We start from the raw sequence: 17,212 nt of genomic DNA, 5'->3' as shown, positions 1-17,212 counted from the left end.
CCTGCCGCGGCGGTCAGCCCTTCTCCAGGTAGTCCCCTCGGTCGGCGGCGAGGTCGTCGACGAGCGCCGCGAAGGCGGGCTCGCCCGCGAGCGTCGGGTCGGCCTCGATGAGCGCCGCGGCCTCGGCGCGGGCGGCCTCGATGATGTCGGCGTCCTTGAGCAGGGACAAGAGCTTCACGTGCGACTTCATGCCGGACTGGGCCGCGCCGAGCACGTCGCCTTCGCGGCGCTGCTCGAGGTCGAGTTCGGCCAGCGCGAAACCGTCGGTGGTGGAGGCGACCGCGTCGAGGCGCTCGCGGGACGAGGAGCCTTCGGGGGCTTCGCTCACGAGCAGGCACAGGCCCGCGTGGGCGCCGCGGCCGACGCGGCCGCGCAGCTGGTGGAGCTGGGAGATGCCGAAACGCTCGGCGTCGAGCACGACCATGGCGGTGGCGTTGGGCACGTTGACACCGACTTCGATGACGGTGGTGGCGACGAGCACGTCGATCTCGCCCGCGGCGTAGGCGCGCATGACGCGGTCCTTCTCGTCGGCGTCGAGGCGGCCGTGGAGGAGGGCGAGCCGCAGTCCCTGGAGGGCGCCGTTCTGGAGCTGCTCGATGACGTCGGTGACGGCGAGGGGCGGGCGCTTGTCGCCCTCTTTCTCTTCCGCGTCTTCGCCTCCGACGCGCGGGCAGACGACGTAGGCCTGGCGTCCGGCGGCGACCTCTTCGCGGACCCGGTTCCAGGCGCGGGTCATCCAGCGGCTGTCGGTGTAGGGCACGACGTGGGTGGCGATGGGGATGCGGCCGGCCGGGAGCTCGGTGAGGCGGCTGGTCTCGAGGTCGCCGTAGACGGTCATCGCGACGGTGCGCGGGATCGGGGTGGCGGTCATGACGAGCGTGTGCGGGGTCCGGTCGGCCTTGGCGCGCAGGGCGTCGCGCTGTTCGACGCCGAAGCGGTGCTGCTCGTCGACGACGACGAAGCCGAGGTCGGCGAAGTCGACGCCGTCGTAGAGGAGCGCGTGGGTGCCGATGACGATCCCGGCCGTGTTGGTCTTCACCTCGTCGAGGAAGGTGCGGCGCTGGGCGGCGGTGGCGGAGCCGGTGAGGAGCGCGACGCGGGTGGCTTCGGGCGGGGCGCCGAGCTCGCCGCCCTTGGCGAGGTCGCCGAGCATGTCCACGATCGACCGGTGGTGTTGGGCGGCGAGGACTTCGGTGGGGGCGAGGAGCGCGGCCTGGCCGCCGTGGGCGACGACTTGGAGCATCGCGCGGAGGGCCACGAGGGTCTTGCCGGAGCCGACGTCGCCTTGGAGGAGGCGGTGCATCGGGTGCACCCCGGCGAGTTCGCCGGCGAGCTCGTCGCCGACCTGCCGCTGGCCTTCGGTGAGGGTGAAGGGGAGTCGGGCGTCGAAGGCGTCGGGGAGGGCGCCGCCGCGGGCGTAGGCGGTGGCGGCCTCGCCGGCGGATTCGGCTTTTCGGCGTACGAGCACGGCCTGCATCACCAGGGCTTCTTGCCATTTGAGGCGCTTCTTGGCCGCGCCGTTCAGTTCGTGCGATTCGGGGCGGTGGATCTGGCGCAGGGCTGTCGTGTAGCCCATCAGGTGCCGCTCGGCGCGGATCGACCGCGGCAGCGGGTCCGGCAGGTCCGTGACGAGGTCGAGGACGGTCTTGACGGCCTTGGCGATGTTCCAGGACGGCAGGTCGGCGGTGGCGGGGTAGACGGGGATGAGGGCCCCGGCGAACTCCTCGATGGCGCTCGACGGGTCGGCGGCGTCCTCGGCCAGGAGCTGGTACTGCGGGGAGTTGAGTTGCAGGCGGCCGCGGAAGTCGGCCACTTTCCCCGCGAACAGGCCCCAGCGTCCGGCGACGAGTTCCTTGGCGCGCCAGCTCTGGCTGAAGAACGTCAGGGAGAGGGTGCGCCCGAACTGGTCGGAGACGATGACCTCCAGGAGTTCGCGCGGCTTCTCGCGGGGCTTGCGGCCGTATGAGCCCGCGCGGCCGGCCTTGGGGTAGAACTTCTTGACGGTCGCGGCGCGGACCTGGGCGGCGACGGTGACCTCGTCGCCCACGCGGAGCGAGCCGAGGTCGGTGCTCTCGCCGCGGGTGGCGTTGCGGAAGGGGTAGTGGCCCAGGAGGTCCCCGACGGTCTCCAGACCCAGTCCCTCGCTGAGCTTGTCCCCGGTCTTCTTCCCCAGGACCTCGCGCAGCCGGGTGTCCAGCCCAATGGTCATTCGGCTCCGATCAACAGCAGCGGCTCGTCTTCCGAGGCGGGCAGCTGCTGGATCTCCACGAGCGGCCACGCCTCGTGGACATGATCGCTCAAGGCTGTGACAATCCCGGCGTTCGAACCGCGACCGGGCAGGACGGTGAGGAGTTCGGCGCCGGCGTTGCAGAACCGGTCGGCGAGGTCGCGGGCGGCCGCCAGAGGCTCCTCGGCGGCGTGGACGATCTCTGCGCCGATGGCGACGGTGACGCCGTCGGCAGCCGCGCGGAGCTCCCCGGTGCGGCATGCGGCTGCGGCTTCGGCCATGGCGATGACGTCGTCGTCGAAGCGCCGGTCGGGGTCGTGGACGGCGAAGGCCGCGATGCTCTGCATCACCGAGGCGGTGGGGACCACCGTGATCCGGAAGCCGTCGCCGCGTGTGTGCTGCGCGGCCTTGCGCGCGGCACGGGCGGCCTCGGTGCCGTCGGCGATCACCACGGCGTTCGGGCGACCGGCGGCGCGGAGGTCCGCGAGTTCGGCGGTGATGCGCTCGACCGCTCGCAGGAAGCCGGTATGGCTCTCGGCGGCGGCGGTGCTCTTGACCACGACGGGGCTCTCCGACAGGACGGTGCCCTCCAGCACGACGGTGCGGCAGCCCTCGCCTTCGAGGAAGCCGCGGACGGCGCCCGTCTCGGTGACCGCGATGACGGCGCGCTTCGGAGTCTCGGCGGCATCGGCGACCGGCGGGGGCTCACGGTGCGCGGAGTCGTCGAAGCGGGTCACGGAGATGCGGTGGACGCGGCCGCGTTCGATGCCGGCCTCGATCGCCGCGCCGATGTCGTTGACGTGCACGTGGACGTTGAACATGGTGACGTCCATGGCGGCACGGGAGCCGATGATGACCACCGAGTCGCCGAGGGCGGTGAGGCTGTGGCGCAGGTCGGCCGCGGCCGCGGCGTTCGCTTCGAGGAGGTACTGGACCTCGTAGCCGTAGAGCTCCGAGCCGGTCTCGCGCGGGACCTCCTCGACCTCCGAGACCGCGCGCACCCGGTGGCGTTCGAGGAGGTCGAGCGCGCCGGTCGACACCGAACCGGTGAGGGTCTCCACGAGCGCCTCGAGGAGCACGGTGAGAGCCAGTCCCCCGGCGTCCACGACCCCGGCGCGGGCGAGCGCGGGCAGTTGGCCCGGCGTGGCCGCGACGGCCGCGGCGGCGGCCTCCGCGGCGGCGCGGGCGGCCGAGACGAGGCCGAAGGAGGCGGCCTTGCCGGCGGCTGAGGCGGCGGCCTCGGCGACGGTGAGGATCGTGCCGGCGGTCGGGACGGCGACGGCCGCTGTGGCGGCGTCGGTGGCCGCGCGCAGGCCGGCGGCGAAGCCCTTCGCGTCGATCGCGTCGCTGTTCCAGACGTCGGCGAGGCCGCGGAGCATCTGGGCGAGGATCACGCCGGAGTTGCCGCGGGCCGAGAGCAGCGCCCGATCGGAGGCCTCGTCGAGGAGCGCTTCGAGGCCGAGGCCGGGCGTACCGCCTTGGAAGGCGGCCTGGAGGGTCGCGACCATGTTCGTCGCCGTGTCGGAGTCGGCGACGGGGAACACGTTCAGTTCGTCGACGCCGCGCCGGTGGCGGGTCAACGTGTCGATGCCGCGCGCGGCCCACTCGCGCATGATGCCGGCGTCGAGGAGCTGGCGTCCAGTCTCAGGGATATCCACCACGGGTCATGAGAATACGCCCCAACGCGGTCGCGCGAGCGGTGTCGGCCCTTTGGAACGCGCACCGGCCCGCACGCTTCCGCGTGCGGGCCGGTCGATGCCGATATTTCTTTAAGCGCCGAAGCTGAGGCTGTTGCGGGCCGCGGTGAGCGCGTCGACCTGGTCGGCGGTGGCCGACCCGACGAAGCCCACGTAGCCGCTGCCGTTCTCGATGACCGCGGTCATCACCGTCAGCTCGCCGACGGTGAAGGTGTTGAAGAAGGCCGAGCGGGCGTCCACGCGGTACTGGGAGCCCTGGGCGCCTTCGGCGGCGCCGCCGGCCCAGGTCGCTGCCAGGTTCTGCAGGTTCGTGCCGAGGTCCTTGATCTTGACGTCCTCGCCGGCGCCGATCGCGGCGGCGTCGAGCGCGCCGTAGAAGACCGTCGGGCCCGTGCCGCCCAGGACCAGGCCGGTGGGCGAGGTGATCCCGGCGGGCGGGGTCGCGGCCTCGGTCGAGCCTTCGGGGGCCGCGATGCTCAGGCCGGAGGCCTCGTTGGCGACCACAGTGGTCGCCGCGGGGGCCTCGGGCTCGGCGGACGCTTCGCCCGAAGGCGCTGCCTCGGAGGCCTCTTGCGTGGCCTCGTTGCTCTCGATGGTGCCGGTCTGCTCGTCTTTCGGCTCGTCCTGCGGGTTGAAGAGGATGAAGCCGCCGACGCCGAGTGCCGCCGCGATGACCACGATCCCGGCGACGAGGAGCCACATCGGGCCCTTGCCGCCCTTCTTCTTGTTCCTGCGCTGGATCGTGTCAGGGGCGCCCCAGGGTTGGGCGCCGCCGCCGGACACCGGGACGAGCTGGCCGCCTTGGGGGCCGAACTGGCCGCCGCCGAACGGCGGCTGGCCGGGACCGCCCGGCATCCCGGAGACGGGCATGCCCGAAACCGGCATCCCGGAGGCGGGAATCGAGGACACGGGCGGCATCCCGGAGACCGGCATGCCCGAGACGGGGAAACCGCCGGAGGGGCCGAACGGGTCCGCGGCCTGAGGCGGCGGCGGGCTCGCCTGGAACGGCTGCTGCGGTTGCTGCTGAGGAGGAGAGGCGAACGGCTGCTGGCCCTGGAAGGCCTGCTGCGGCGGCGCGTCGAACGGGGAGACCGGGACACCCGGAGGCGGCCCGAACTGCTGCGGCGACGGCTGACCGGGGCCGCCGACGTACTTGACGGTCCCGTCCTCCTCGACCGGGCCCTGCTGGCCCGACTGCGCCATGCGCTGACTCTCCGGTGACCACGGCGGCGGGTCCTCCTGGGGAGGCTGCTCGTTCGGGCGGTACACCGGGGGCTGTTGCTGCTGCGGCTGCCAGCCGTCGGCAGGCTGCTGCGGGGTGTGGCTCATGTTCGACTCACCAAAGAAGATATGGGCATCGGCACATCATGTGTATGCGGCTAGCCTACGGGATCCGCACCCATCCTAGAGTCACCGACGGTAGCCGACCGCGGCAGCCACCACAGCACAGTGCCGCCGCGGAACGTCCTGGGAGGACCGACGAACCGGCGCGATCCGGGCTCAGACCCGGTTGCGGCACAGAAGATCTGTCGCATGCCGCGCCAGTGTTCCACCCGGGGAGGACCGGACCCGTCCGCGGGTCCGCGCGACTGCCGGAGGCGACGCTTCCGGCGCCTGTGGCGCAGGTCCCGCGACCTGGATGGCCGGCGCTCCGCCGGGTCCGTTAGAATTACCGGGTTGCCCGCCGTCGGGGTGGGCCGAATGAACGTCAATGCAGGAGTTTTGGATTATGTCGAGCGTGTGTGAAGTCTGCGCGAAGCGCCCCGGCTTCGGCAACAACGTCCCGTGGTCCCACAAGAAGACCCGTCGTCGTTGGAACCCGAACCTGCAGACCATCCGCATCGCGACTGGCTCCGGCGACAACAAGCGCCGCGCCAAGGTCTGCACTTCGTGCATCAAGGCCGGCAAGGTCACCCGCTAGGGGCTGACGCCGCGAAAGACTTACGCCGCCGGGGCTTCGCCCCGGCGGCGCTTTGTCGTTTCTGCGACGCGGTCGTGTCTGCGGCGCTGTCGCGCCCGGCTACTTCGGGTTGGCGAAGTGGTCCCAGCCGGTCGGGCCGGTCCAGCGGCGGCCGTCGACCGTGACGCCGCTGCCTTCGGCGACCGCGCCGATGCGCCGCCAGCCTTCGGGCAGGATCACGTCGGGCGGGAAGACCGCCGCCAGGGCGTGGTCCTCGCCGCCGGTCAAGAGCCATCCGCGGGCGTCGGCGCCCAGGGCCTCGGCGGCGTTGCGCATCGTCTCGGGAACCGGCAGGGCCGCGGTGTCGACGTCGATCGCGACCCCTGAGGCGGTGGCGATGTGGCCGACGTCGGCGAGGAGTCCGTCGGAGACGTCGATCATGGCGTGCGCGCCCATGAGGGCGGCGTCACGTCCGGCCTGGTACGGCGGTTGCGGCCTGCGGTAGGCGCCGACGAGTGCGCCCGGGGAGCGGAAGCCGCGGGTGAGGACGTTGAGGCCGGCTGCGGCCCAGCCGATCCGGCCCGCCAGCGCGAGCACGTCGCCGGGTTTCGCCCCTCCTCGCGTGACCGGTTCGCGGCCTTCGAGGTCGCCCAGGGCGGTCACCGTGACGGTGAGCAGCTCGCCGCGGGTGGTGTCGCCGCCGATCACGGCCGCGCCGACGGCGGCGGCTTCGGCGGCCAGCCCGGAGGCGAGGCCTTCGAGCCATTCGGCGGGCATGTCCTGCGGGGCGGCGACGGCGGCGAGGAGCGCGGTGGGCTTGGCGCCCATGGAGGCGATGTCGGCGAGGTTGGCGGCGGCGGCCTTGTGGCCGACGTCGGCGGCGGAGCACCAGTCGCGGCGGAAGTGGTTGCCTTCGACGAGCATGTCGGTGCAGGCGACCACTCGGCCGTCGGGGGCGGTGACGACGGCGGCGTCGTCCCCGGGGCCGAGTACGACGGCGGGTGTGGTGGCGAAGTGGCGTGTGAAGCGTTCGATGAGGCGGAATTCGCCCACTTCGGCGACGGTCTCGCTCACGTGAGGATCATTCCTCGGGCATTTGAAGGTCGGTGGATCACTGGGTAATCTTCGCTCAACGGGGTTCGCGAAGCGGTCAGGCCCGGCACGTGTCGGGTTCTGCCACCGAATCGCCGCTCTGCCCGATTCCTGAGGAGGCCTGTGATGGTGCAGGCGTACATCTTGGTCCAGACCGAGGTCGGCATGGCCGATGAGGTCGCCGAGGGCGTGTCGGCGATCGATGGCGTGGTCCGGGTCCACATCGTCACCGGCCCTTACGACGTGGTCGTGCTCACCGAGGCCGCCTCCAGCGAGCATTTGCGGAAGCTGGTGGTGAGTAGAGTCCAGCGGGTGGCGGGCATTACCCGCACGTTGACCTGTTCGATTCTCAACGCCTGAGGAGCGGGGTCCTGGTGGGTTCCGAGAAGAAGTCGCGGCTGCCGGCGATCGTGGCGACCGTTGTGGCGGTGCCGGTCGCGGTCGTCGCCGGTATCGCGGTGTTCAATGCGATCGCGCCCGAGGCGGATGCGGACCCGGCGCGGGAGGATCTGTCGCCGGTGTCGGTGACGGTGCCCGAGCTGAGTGAGGACGCGGCCGTGGTGTGCTTGGCGCTCACGGCGACTGCGCCGGATGCTGCGGGCGGGCTGCATGCACGGCCGGTCGAGGGCGGTGCCGGGGCGGCCGAGGCGGTCATGGCGTACGGGGATCCGGCGACGGTGGCGACCTGCGGGGTCGAGCCGGTCGCGGTGGAGGACACGGCGCTGGTCTACAAGCTCAACGGGGTCTGCTGGTATTCGGACGAGGCGGGCTTGGAGTGGACGACGCTCGACCGGCAGGTGCCGGTGGGCGTGAGCGTCCCGGAGGCGAACGAGCAGCCGGTGGATGTGCTCAACGACCTGTCCACGGTGATCGCCGACAAGGTCCCGGCTTCGGCGGAGTCGCCGACCGGGTGCGCGTGAGCGAAGGGAACCCCCGCTCTGCCCCGGCGCGAAGCGGCGGGGTTCTGGACCGCTCGTTCTTTTCACGTGATTCGGTGCGGGTGGCCCCGGAATTGCTGGGCTGCTTGGTGACCGCGAACGGCGTGACGGTGCGGTTGACGGAGGTCGAGGCGTACCGCGAGGACGATCCGGCCTCGCATTCCTTCCGCGGCAAGACGAACCGGACGGCCGTCATGTTCGGCCCGGCGGGGTTCTTGTACGTCTACTTCACGTACGGGATGCATTACTGCGCCAACCTGGTGTGCGGCCCCGACGGTTCGGGGGCGGCGGTGCTGCTGCGGGCCGGGGAGGTCGTGGACGGGCTCGAGGCGGCGCGCGAGCGACGCGGCGAGCGCGTCACGGACCGGGATTTGGCGCGGGGTCCGGCGCGGCTGGCCCAGGCGATGGGCTGGGACCGCGGGGACGACGGACGGGACATGATCGGCTCAGTGCGACAGAGTGGCGGAGCGGCCGCGGTGCTCGCGGGGCCGAGGACCGGGATCACGAAGGCGGCCGACACGGCCTGGCGCTTCTGGATTCCGGGCGACCGGTTCGTGTCCGCGTACAAGCGCCACCCGAAGGCCCCGCCGGCCGAGAGCTGATCTGCCCGTCCAGGGCGGGTGGGTTCCCCACCAGCATCCCTCCCTGGTCCGACGAAAAGCCGGTTCCCGGCATGCGATCGTCGGCATCGTCACACCACCGCTCTGCGTCTACTTCGGTGGTTCGGCGTGATCCAGATCGAGCCGCACATTGAGATACGGCGAGCGCATCAAGGCCCGGAAGGACTCCAGCGCTTCCGCATCCTGATCCACTTCGGAGTTGCGGCCCTCGGCGTTCGGGGACGAGAAGTAGACGATCGCCTTCAAGCGCGGATAGTGCGCCATCTGGTCCATCGCGGCCTCGAACACCGTCTGCTGATGGCCTGGATGATCGTCGTCGGTGAAGACGCCCCATTCGGCGAGCATCATCGGTTTCCGCGGATGCTGCTCGGCGACCCAGTGGTAGTAGCCGGGCCAGCCGGATGGGGCATGGGCCGTGTCCAGGAGCTCACCGAAGTCGAACCGGCCGTCGTCCTTGAGGGTCTGGCCGTAGCCCGACAGGCCGACCCAGTCGACCACGTCGTCGCCGGGATACAGCGCCGCGTGCCACGGCACCTCGACCCACTTGAGATAACCCATGTAGTTCATGACCGACACCAGATTGTCCACGCCGTTCGCACGCAGGCGTTCGATGACGTAGCGGTACATGTCCGCGTAGTCCTCGGCCTCCATGCCCGAGCCGGGCCGCTGGACGACGTCGTTCTCGGGTTCATGGTGGACGGTGAAGAAGAACGGCTTGTCGAAGTTCTGGTTGATGTGCGCGGCGAGCCGGTCCAGGTAGGCGTCCACCTCAGGGTCGCCTGCGGCGATCTCGGCCCATTTCGCCATCTGCGGCTTCCAGTTGATGAAGAGGGTCCGCGGGCGTTCCGGGTCCTCGGTCAGCGCGATCTGCTCATCGGTCGGGAACAACCGCGCATCGGCTCGCTCATACGCGTGGTAGATCTGCTGCGCTCGCTCCACTGTGGCCTCGAAATCGAGGAAGGCGTCCTCCTTGTCCAGATTGGTCTTCCCTCCGGCCGCGGCGCCGATCAAGGCCCCGCAGTCGGGCACGAGTTTCTCGTTCGTGACGCATTCGGTCAGCGTGTCCGCGGCCTGGCCGGACTCCGGCTGCAACGGCGGGCCGGACGCGGACGGGGTCGGCCACTGGTCGGAGCCGGGATCGGACGGGAGCGTCGGACCAGAAGGCGCCGTGAGTCCCGGTGCGGCGGTCGGGTCGAGCGCGCCGTTCGGGTCCGGCGAGTGCGGCGACGTGGCCGGGTCCGGGCTCGGCGACACGGGGCCCACCGGCGGCACTGCCGAGACGGTGCGCAGGCTCGGCCCCTCGCCGTAATCGGGGCCCGCGAGTTCGAGGTACGCATCGCGCTCAGGGGTGGTCACCGCGAATCCGTAGCGGCCTGGCGCGTTGATCGCGCCCGTCACGTCGAAGACGACCTCCGTCGTGCCCGCGTCGACCTCGACCGAGTCCCACACGGTGCCGTAGGGCGGGGCGTTGTCGGCCGTCAGCGCGCACAGGCAGGCCACCGGGCGCACGGAGGCGACCTCGATGATCATGGCCTCGCTGTCGGGCGGGACGGCCACGGGCAGGCGCAGCTCGGCGGTGTGGTCGGGCCGGACCGTGGACTCGTCGAGGACGAACTGGAGGTGCGTGACGGCGATGCCGAGGTCGGCGGAGAAGCCGACGGGCAGCACGACGGGCGAATCGGGCGCCGGATTCGTGAAGGCGGTGGCCGTGAACGAGGCCGCGAGCGGCTTGTGGTCGTAAGTGCCGTTCCCGTCCAGCCAGGCTTCGTCGACGGTGCCGTCGAGGCGGTCCCCGCCCCCGCCGACCCCGTACCCGATGACGAAGCCCACCAATACGAGTGGAAGCACCGCCAGGATGGTCACGATGCCGCGCCCAGCCCGGAGACTTCGGCGCACGTCGGTGTCGCTCATCGCCCACCTTCCTCCGTCCAATGTGATCCGCGCTCAAATGCAGCGATCCACCATATTAGCGAACAAAATGGTTTTTACTTGTCTGCTCTCGCAAACACAACCCCCACCTCGCGGTGAACAGGCCCTGGGCGTGCCGCACCCGTCACCTATACCTCGCGCCGCTCGTTACTCAGTTGAGATCCCTAGAACGAGAAAGGCCTTCGCGTTGAGGACCCCTGCCGCCCGCACGCTCGCCGACTACGGCGTCATCGTCCGCCGTTCCTGGTGGCTCATCATCGGAACGGTGGCCGCGGCTCTGGCCGGCGGGTTCGCTTACACCGCGCAGAGCGAAGAGGTCTACGAGTCCACGTCCGCGATCCTGGTGCTGCCGACCGCGAGCGACACCGCCGTCGCCGGCGCCCGCACGGCCGGACAGGTCAACCTCGACACCGAGGCCCAGCTCGTGAAGTCCACCGAAGTGGCCGTGGCCGCCGCCGAAGCGCTCGGCTCGGCTGATCCCGACGGCCTCGTCTCGCGCGTGTCGGTCACCGTGCCGCCCAACACCGCCGTCCTCGAAGTCACCTTCCGCGCCGGAGACGCCGAGTCCGCACGGGCCGGGTCCGTGGCGTTCAGCGAGGCGTACCTCGACCACCGCCGGTCCGGGGCGACCGCCTCGCTGGAGAGCGCGATCGCCACCGCAACCGTGGGACTCGACGCGGTCAACGCCGGCATCGCATCGACCGAGGACGAACTGTCCGGGATGGATTCGGGCGACGACGGCCGGTCCGGGCTCGAATCCGAACTCGACGGGCTGCGGCAGCAGGCCGAGAAGATCGAGGTCGAGATCGCCGGCATCGAGGCCCAGCGAGGCGCGATCTCGCCCGGCCGGGTCATCAACCAGGCCTCGGTGCCGAAGGCCCCGGTGAGCCCGAACGCGATGTTCAACCTCGCCGCCGCGCTCGGCGTCGGCCTGCCGCTCGGCCTCATCCTCGCCTGGGCCCGGCACCGCCTGGCCCGCAGGATCGCCTACCCGGCCGACCTGGTCGATCGATGCGAACTCGACGTGCTCGCCTCCGTGCCCCCGGCCGTGAAGTTCCAGCGCCGCGAGGTCTTCGGGGCCTACAGCCCCGGCGGCCGGGTCTTCTCCCAGCTCCGCAACGTGGTCGTCTCGCAGCTCACGCACGAGCAGCGGGTCATCGTCGTCGCCGGCGTGGCCCCCGGGCCCGCCGCGAGCGTCGTCGCCGCCAACCTCGCCACCGCGATGGCCCGCGCGGGCGACCGCGCCACCGCCGTGGCCGCCAACCCGAGCACCACTGTGGGCCTGCCGGAACTGTTCGGCACGGACTCGGTGCCGGGCCTGGCCGATGTCTGGTCCGGCCGCGTCGACCTCGCCGTGGCCACGCACGCCGCGCCGAGGCAGCCGAGCCTCAACGTGATCGGCCCCGGCGCCGCAGCCAGGGCCACCGGCCCCACCAGCGAGGCCGCCGCCGAGACCTTTTCGAAGCTCGCCGAAGCCGGGCGGTTCGTCATCGTCGACGCCCCGCCGCTGTCCTGCTCGGCCGATGCCCAGCTACTCGCCGGGCACGCCGACGCGGTGATCCTCGCCGTCCAGTCCGGGCGCGACTCGATCGCCGAGACCGCCGCCGCCGCACTCGCCATGCGCCAGATCGACACCCCGCTGCTCGGGGCGATGCTGCTCCCGGCCGTGCTCGGGCCGATGAACACCGTGCCGCTGCCGGCGGCGCGCCGTGAACTCACGGCCGCGGACGCGCGCGGTCGCGACAGGATCTCCGAGGACGAGACCCCCACGGACTCGCTCGAACCCGTCGAGGACCGCGGGCAGGAGGCGACCACGCTGGTGCTGCCCGTCGTCCCCGCCGCTGAGCCGAGATGACGCTCCTCGCGGCCGCCCGCTCCGCCGGGCGCGGCCGGATCGCCCCTTCTCTGCAAGGCGCGCGCGAAGGCGCCTCGCTCACCTGGCTCCTCGCCGGGTTCCCACTGTGGTGGGCGCTCGGCATGGGCGTGCTGGTCATCCCGTTCGTCGCGGCCGTCGCGGCCGTGAAACTGGTGCGCCGCAGGTCGATCGCCGTCCCGCCCGCGTTCGGGTGGTGGCTGCTGTTCCTCCTCGCGGTCACGCTGAGCCTGGCGAACCTCGGCGTCGACCCGCCGGGCACCGTCGCCGAGACCTGGTTCTCGAGCCTGCCCGGCGCGACCTTCCGGCTCGGCTTCTACTGCTGCTGCACGCTCATCGCACTGTGGGCCTACAACCTGGTCGTCGAAGGCGAGCTCAAGCGGGACAAGCTCGTCCGGCTCCTCGCCTGGCTCTTCGTCGTCACCGTCGCGGGCGGGTTCCTCGGCACCGTCGCCGGTCACTTCGAGTACACGTCGCCGGTGGAGGCGCTGCTGCCCAAGGCCGTCGCCGAAGACGGCTTCGTCCAGTCGCTCGTGCACCCGGCCGCGGCGCAGACCATGGACTTCCTCGGCTACGAGACCCCGCGCCCGGCCGCGCCCTGGGGCTACACCAACACCTGGGGCAACAACTTCGCGATCACCTCGGTCTGGCTCGTCGTCGCCGCGTTCTGCACGCCGACGCGTACCAGATGGCGGGTCGTCGCGGTCGCGCTCCTCGTCGCCTCGCTCGTGCCCGCCGTGTACTCGATGAACCGCGGCCTGTGGCTCGGCCTCGCCGCCATCGCCGTCTTCGCGGCCCTCCGCCTGCTCATCTCCGGACGGCCGGGCGGCATGCTCGCCCTCGGCGGGGCCGGCTGCGCCGCAGTCCTCCTCGTGATCCTCACACCACTGGGGACGGTGGTGCAGACCAGGCTCGACAACGGCCACTCCGACGACGGCCGGGCCTTCTCCTCCGAAACCGCGACGGAACTCGTGGTCGAGCACTCCCCCGTGATCGGCTTCGGCTCCACGAGGAAGACCCTCGGCTCGGGCGAATCGATCGCCGTCGGCCCCACGCCCGAGTGCCCGCGCTGCGGCGGGCGCACCCTCGGCGGGAACGGCCAGCTCTGGCAGGTCATGTTCGCCCACGGACTCCTCGGCACGATCACGTACCTCGGGTTCACGCTCGCCGTGCTGTGGCGGTTCCGAGGCGACCACTCCGCGGTCGGCATCGCCGGCAGCGCCGTCGTCGGCTTCTCGCTGATCTCGATGTTCTACTACAACGCCCTCGTCACGCCCCTCCTCCTCACCCTGCTCAGTTACGTCCTCCTCGCAGCCAATCGAATGCCCGAGGTGTCACACCAAGGCCCAGAGACGGAGAACCGATGAGTCGAGCCCTGCAATCCGCCGACGATCTGAGAAGGCGGGCGACCTATCTCGCAGAGGTGGTCGATCAGCTCTATCCCGGAACGGCGCAAGACGACGCGCTACGGCCCTACATCGTCGTGCCCGGCCGCCGCAAACCGCGCGTGCTGATCCCGGCCGCCGACCGCAAGGTCGCCGCGGCCGCGCTGGCGCGCTACGCCCGGCCCGCCGCGCGAGGCGCCCGCCTCAAACGCGACGCCGCCGTATGGGCTCTGCGGCTGGGACTCGACCGGATGCTGCTGCCCCACCGCGTCAAAGTCGGCGGCAGCGAGGGCATCGACGACCACCTCGCGTCGGTGCTCGGCCACGAGGTCCACCTGAGTATCCACATCGGACCGGCGCGGGCGAACCGCAAGCCGGTCCTGCAGATCCTCGACGGGGACGCGAACACGGTCGCTTTCGCCAAGCTCGGCGTCAACCCGCTCACCCGCGAACTCGTGGCGGCCGAGACGAACGCCACGAGGCGCCTCAGCGAGTTCTGCGACCTCAAGCTGCTGCGGGTGCCGCAGCTCCTGCACGCCGGGAACTGGAACGGCCACAACCTCATGGTGACCTCCGCGCTCCCGTCCTGGGACGCCCCGGCCGACCTCGGATCCACCCGCCGCACCGCCGCCATGCGCGAACTCGCCGACGCCTGCGGCACCGTCCGCTCCCCGCTCGGCGAATCCGACTACGCCGCAAGGCTTCGCTCGCGGCTCAAAAACCTCACCGACCGCGGCGAGCCCGACGCCGACATGCTCCAGACCGCCGGCGAGACGCTCCTCGACCGCTACGCCGCCACCGAATTCACCTTCGGCGCCTGGCACGGCGACTGGTCCCCGTGGAACACCCGCGAGGCCGAGGCGATCGTCTACCTGTGGGACCTCGAGCGCTTCGAGACCGGCGTGCCCTACGGCTTCGACGCCGCGCACTACCGGCTCCAGGACCACATCGTCACCCACGGCGCCGACCCGACCACGGCCGTGCTCGGCCTCGTCGCCGACGCCCCGGTCGTACTGGCGCCCATGGGGATCGCGCCCGCAGAGGCCGAGCCGACCGCGCTGCTGTACCTCGTGGACCTCGCCGCTCGCTACATGGGCGACCAGGCCGAACGCGCCGGCGCGGCCCTCGGCGCCCTCGGCCGCTGGCTCCTGCCCACCTTGCTCCGCCACATCGCCCGCCAGCGCAGCACCGCCACCGAGACGGGGGGCCAGCCGTGAGCCGGCGGGCGCTTCACGAGCGCCTCCCGAGCCAGCTGAAAACCGTCGTCGGGCGTTCGTCCCGCACGTTCGGGCGCCTGACCGCCAACTCGCGGATCCTGCCGGGCCTGCTCGTGTGCGGCGGCCAGCGCTGCGGCACCACGTCCCTGTACCGGGCCCTGGCCCAGCACCCGGCGATCCTGAAGCCCGTGTTCCACAAGGGCGTGCACTACTTCGACACCGACTACGACAAGGGCATGGCCTGGTACCGGGGGCATTTCCCGACGCAGGCGGCCGCACGGCGGATCGCCGACCACACCGGCCTGGCGCCGGTCGCGTTCGAGTCGAGCCCGTACTACCTGTACCACCCGCTGGCGGCGATGCGCTTCGCGCGGGACCTGCCGGGGGTCAAGGTGATCGTGCTGGTGCGCGACCCGGTGGAGCGGGCGTGGTCGCACCACGCGCACGAGGTGGCGCGCGGTTTCGAGCCGATCGGGGACTTCGAGGAGGCGGTGGCGGCCGAGGCGTCGCGGCTGGCCGGGAAGGAAGCGCGGCTCCGGGCCGATCCTTCGCTGTACGACTTCGACCACCAGCACCATGCGTACACGGCTCGGGGCCGGTACACGGATTACCTTGAGCCTCTTGCGGAGCAGGTGGGCCGGGACCGGGTGCTGGTGCTGGACTCCGGGGAGTTCTTCTCCAGGCCGGAGGACGCGTTCGAGCGCGTGCTGCGGTTCCTGGGCCTGCCGTGGCTCGGGGAGTTCGCCTTCGCGCGGCACAACGCGCGGGGGCGTCCGTCCCCGATGTCCGCCGGCCTGCGGGAGCGGTTGACGGCGCATTACGGGCCCTATGACGAGCGGCTCGCCGAATGGCTTGGGGACGTGCCCAGTTGGCGTCGCTGACGACCTCGGCCGTTGCGGAGCAGTCGGGTCGGGAGGAGCTGCGCGGCACCGCGCGCGGCGGGCTCGTCAACCTCGTCGGCGCGGCGGTCTCCGGTCTCGGGGGCCTGGCGGTCACCTGGCTGGCGGCCGTGGCACTCTCCCCCGCCGAGGCGGGCGCGTTCTTCGCGGCCACGTCGGTATTCCTGCTGGCGGGCGCGATCGCGCGCCTGGGCACGCCCACAGGCCTGGTGTACTGGGTGGCGCGGCTCCATAAGAACGGCCGGGACGGTGCGGTCGGTTCGGTACTGCGGCTCGGGTTGTGGCCGGCGGCGATCGTGTCGACGGCGACCGCGTTCGGGCTGCTGCTGGCGGCGCCGATGTTCACGCACCCGGATCTGGTGCGGCTGCTCGCGGTGTTCCTGCCCGCGTCGGTGGCGATGGAGGCCCTGCTGGCGGCCACGCGCGGCTACCGGCTCATGGGTCCCTCCGTGGTCATCGACAAGCTCGGGCGCACCGCGGCGCAGCTGATCGGGCTCGCGGCGATCGCGTTGGCGGGCACGGCTTCGGCTTTGACGATCACGTTCGCGTGGGTGGTGCCGTATCTGCCCGCGGCGCTGGCGGCGGGTTGGTACCTGCTGCGGCGCCATCGGAGGTCGCGTCCGGATCCGGGGTTCCCCGACCGGGTCTCGGCCCGGGCGTTCTGGGGGTTCACGGCGCCGCGGGCCGCGGCCGGTGTGGCGCAGTTGGGGCTGCAGCGGCTGGACATCATCATGGTGGCGGCGCTGGCCGGGCTGGGCCCGGCGGCGGTGTACACGGTGGCGACGCGGTTCGTGATCGTGGGCCAGATGGTCTCGGGCGCGGTGGGCCAGTCGGTGCAGCCGCGGGCGGCGGCGGCGATGGCCGCCGGGGAGCCGGCGTCTGCGCGGGCGCTGTACCAGGCCTCGACGGCGTGGATCGTGGCGTTGACGTGGCCGGTGTACATGAGCGTCGGGCTCCTGGCGGACTGGTATCTGCGGCTGTTCGGCGGCGAGTACGTGAACGGGGACGCGCGGCTGGTGGTGTGGATCCTGGTGCCGGCCATGATGTTCAGTTCGGCGTGCGGGGTGGTCGACTCGATGCTGGCGATGGCGGGGAAGACCTCGTGGCAGCTGATCGACGTCTCGATTTCACTCCTGGTCAATGTGGGGTTGAACCTGGCGTTGATCCCTTCCATGGGGGTCGTCGGCGCGGCGATCGCGTGGTCGGCGGCCGTTCTGGTCAATAATTTGATTCCACTCGCGCAACTGTGGCGCACATTCGGCCTGCACCCGTTCGGGGCGTTGACGAGGCGGGCGCTGCTTGCGACCGGTCTCGGATTCGGGGTGCTGCCGCCGGCGGTCATGCCGCTAGGACCACTATGGACAACGGCCGCGCTCGCGGCCGCGGGCCTCGCGTGGGCGGTGGCGCTGCTGCGCTACCGGACCAGGATCTGAAC

Annotated in this window: 14 protein-coding genes; 9 read left to right on the top strand and 5 right to left on the bottom strand. The window is 71.6% G+C overall.

Annotation, left to right across the window (positions count from 1 at the left end; all coding sequences use genetic code 11):
• Positions 1-13 precede the first annotated feature (13 nt).
• The 3 genes from recG to ACFO8M_RS02255 all read right to left on the bottom strand — a co-directional run bounded on the left by recG (position 14) and on the right by ACFO8M_RS02255 (position 5,253).
• Positions 14-2,209 (bottom strand): ATP-dependent DNA helicase RecG, encoded by a 2,196-nt coding sequence (gene recG / locus ACFO8M_RS02265; protein WP_387969907.1) that lies wholly within the window; start codon positions 2,207-2,209, stop codon positions 14-16.
• A complete protein-coding gene (locus tag ACFO8M_RS02260; RefSeq protein ID WP_387969905.1) occupies positions 2,206-3,888 on the bottom strand; it encodes a DAK2 domain-containing protein in 1,683 nt (560 codons plus the stop codon). The genes recG and ACFO8M_RS02260 overlap by 4 nt, the downstream gene beginning before the upstream one ends.
• Positions 3,889-3,996: 108 nt before the next feature.
• Positions 3,997-5,253, bottom strand: coding sequence for a hypothetical protein (locus ACFO8M_RS02255; RefSeq protein ID WP_387969902.1), 1,257 nt, complete (start codon positions 5,251-5,253; stop codon positions 3,997-3,999).
• Between the two features lie 400 nt (positions 5,254-5,653).
• On the opposite strand from ACFO8M_RS02255, the gene rpmB reads away from it, so the two are divergent.
• Positions 5,654-5,845, top strand: a complete 192-nt coding sequence (gene rpmB / locus ACFO8M_RS02250; RefSeq protein ID WP_030157716.1) for a 50S ribosomal protein L28 — start codon at positions 5,654-5,656, stop codon at positions 5,843-5,845.
• A gap of 99 nt (positions 5,846-5,944) precedes the next feature.
• Here rpmB and ACFO8M_RS02245 read toward each other — a convergent pair whose 3' ends face one another.
• Positions 5,945-6,898: a thiamine-phosphate kinase gene (locus tag ACFO8M_RS02245; RefSeq protein WP_387969899.1), complete on the bottom strand. Its 954-nt coding sequence runs from the start codon at positions 6,896-6,898 to the stop codon at positions 5,945-5,947.
• Between the two features lie 144 nt (positions 6,899-7,042).
• Here ACFO8M_RS02245 and ACFO8M_RS02240 point away from each other — a divergent pair, with 144 nt between their 5' ends.
• The 3 genes from ACFO8M_RS02240 to ACFO8M_RS02230 all read left to right on the top strand — a co-directional run bounded on the left by ACFO8M_RS02240 (position 7,043) and on the right by ACFO8M_RS02230 (position 8,456).
• On the top strand, positions 7,043-7,276 hold the full coding sequence (locus ACFO8M_RS02240) for an Lrp/AsnC family transcriptional regulator (RefSeq protein WP_387969896.1): 234 nt from the start codon (positions 7,043-7,045) through the stop codon (positions 7,274-7,276).
• Positions 7,277-7,290: 14 nt separating this feature from the next.
• Entirely contained in the window at positions 7,291-7,836 is a 546-nt protein-coding gene (locus ACFO8M_RS02235; protein WP_387969893.1) for a DUF3515 family protein, read from the top strand.
• Positions 7,837-7,931: 95 nt separating this feature from the next.
• On the top strand, positions 7,932-8,456 hold the full coding sequence (locus ACFO8M_RS02230; RefSeq protein WP_387971160.1) for a DNA-3-methyladenine glycosylase: 525 nt from the start codon (positions 7,932-7,934) through the stop codon (positions 8,454-8,456).
• 108 nt (positions 8,457-8,564) lie between these two features.
• On the opposite strand, the gene ACFO8M_RS02225 is transcribed toward ACFO8M_RS02230, so the two are convergent.
• Entirely contained in the window at positions 8,565-10,385 is a 1,821-nt protein-coding gene (locus ACFO8M_RS02225) for a glycoside hydrolase family 26 protein (RefSeq protein WP_387969890.1), read from the bottom strand.
• A gap of 205 nt (positions 10,386-10,590) precedes the next feature.
• Between ACFO8M_RS02225 and ACFO8M_RS02220 the strand changes: the two genes are divergently transcribed.
• Genes ACFO8M_RS02220 through ACFO8M_RS02200 form a run of 5 tightly spaced genes read left to right on the top strand, consistent with a single transcriptional unit; the run spans position 10,591 to position 17,210 of the window.
• Positions 10,591-12,258 carry a Wzz/FepE/Etk N-terminal domain-containing protein gene (locus tag ACFO8M_RS02220; protein ID WP_387969887.1) on the top strand — a complete coding sequence of 556 codons (1,668 nt, stop codon included), beginning with the start codon at positions 10,591-10,593 and terminating at the stop codon, positions 12,256-12,258.
• The gene (locus ACFO8M_RS02215; protein ID WP_387969884.1) at positions 12,255-13,643 is read left to right on the top strand and encodes a hypothetical protein; all 1,389 of its coding nucleotides are present in this window, start codon (positions 12,255-12,257) and stop codon (positions 13,641-13,643) included. Before ACFO8M_RS02220 ends, ACFO8M_RS02215 begins: the two co-directional genes overlap by 4 nt.
• Positions 13,640-14,878 (top strand): hypothetical protein, encoded by a 1,239-nt coding sequence (locus ACFO8M_RS02210; RefSeq protein WP_387969882.1) that lies wholly within the window; start codon positions 13,640-13,642, stop codon positions 14,876-14,878. Before ACFO8M_RS02215 ends, ACFO8M_RS02210 begins: the two co-directional genes overlap by 4 nt.
• The gene (locus tag ACFO8M_RS02205; protein WP_387969878.1) at positions 14,875-15,759 is read left to right on the top strand and encodes a sulfotransferase family protein; all 885 of its coding nucleotides are present in this window, start codon (positions 14,875-14,877) and stop codon (positions 15,757-15,759) included. The genes ACFO8M_RS02210 and ACFO8M_RS02205 overlap by 4 nt, the downstream gene beginning before the upstream one ends.
• Complete coding sequence (locus ACFO8M_RS02200) at positions 15,726-17,210, top strand: MATE family efflux transporter (protein WP_387969876.1); 1,485 nt, start codon at positions 15,726-15,728, stop codon at positions 17,208-17,210. The genes ACFO8M_RS02205 and ACFO8M_RS02200 overlap by 34 nt, the downstream gene beginning before the upstream one ends.
• Positions 17,211-17,212 lie beyond the last annotated feature (2 nt).

It is taken from the genome of Glycomyces rhizosphaerae (assembly GCF_042647865.1).
GTDB lineage: Bacteria > Actinomycetota > Actinomycetes > Mycobacteriales > Micromonosporaceae > Glycomyces > Glycomyces rhizosphaerae.
This window is presented reverse-complemented; position numbering and strand designations above follow the sequence as displayed.

What these genes read in the sequence shown, in the direction of transcription:
- recG (WP_387969907.1), bottom strand. Translation starts at nt 2,209, where the DNA reads ATGACCATTGGGCTGGACACCCGGCTGCGCGAGGTCCTGGGGAAGAAG.
- ACFO8M_RS02255 (WP_387969902.1), bottom strand. Translation starts at nt 5,253, where the DNA reads ATGAGCCACACCCCGCAGCAGCCTGCCGACGGCTGGCAGCCGCAGCAG.
- rpmB (WP_030157716.1), top strand. Translation starts at nt 5,654, where the DNA reads ATGTCGAGCGTGTGTGAAGTCTGCGCGAAGCGCCCCGGCTTCGGCAAC.
- ACFO8M_RS02240 (WP_387969896.1), top strand. Translation starts at nt 7,043, where the DNA reads ATGGTGCAGGCGTACATCTTGGTCCAGACCGAGGTCGGCATGGCCGAT.
- ACFO8M_RS02225 (WP_387969890.1), bottom strand. Translation starts at nt 10,385, where the DNA reads ATGAGCGACACCGACGTGCGCCGAAGTCTCCGGGCTGGGCGCGGCATC.
- ACFO8M_RS02215 (WP_387969884.1), top strand. Translation starts at nt 12,255, where the DNA reads ATGACGCTCCTCGCGGCCGCCCGCTCCGCCGGGCGCGGCCGGATCGCC.
- ACFO8M_RS02210 (WP_387969882.1), top strand. Translation starts at nt 13,640, where the DNA reads ATGAGTCGAGCCCTGCAATCCGCCGACGATCTGAGAAGGCGGGCGACC.
- ACFO8M_RS02200 (WP_387969876.1), top strand. Translation starts at nt 15,726, where the DNA reads ATGGCTTGGGGACGTGCCCAGTTGGCGTCGCTGACGACCTCGGCCGTT.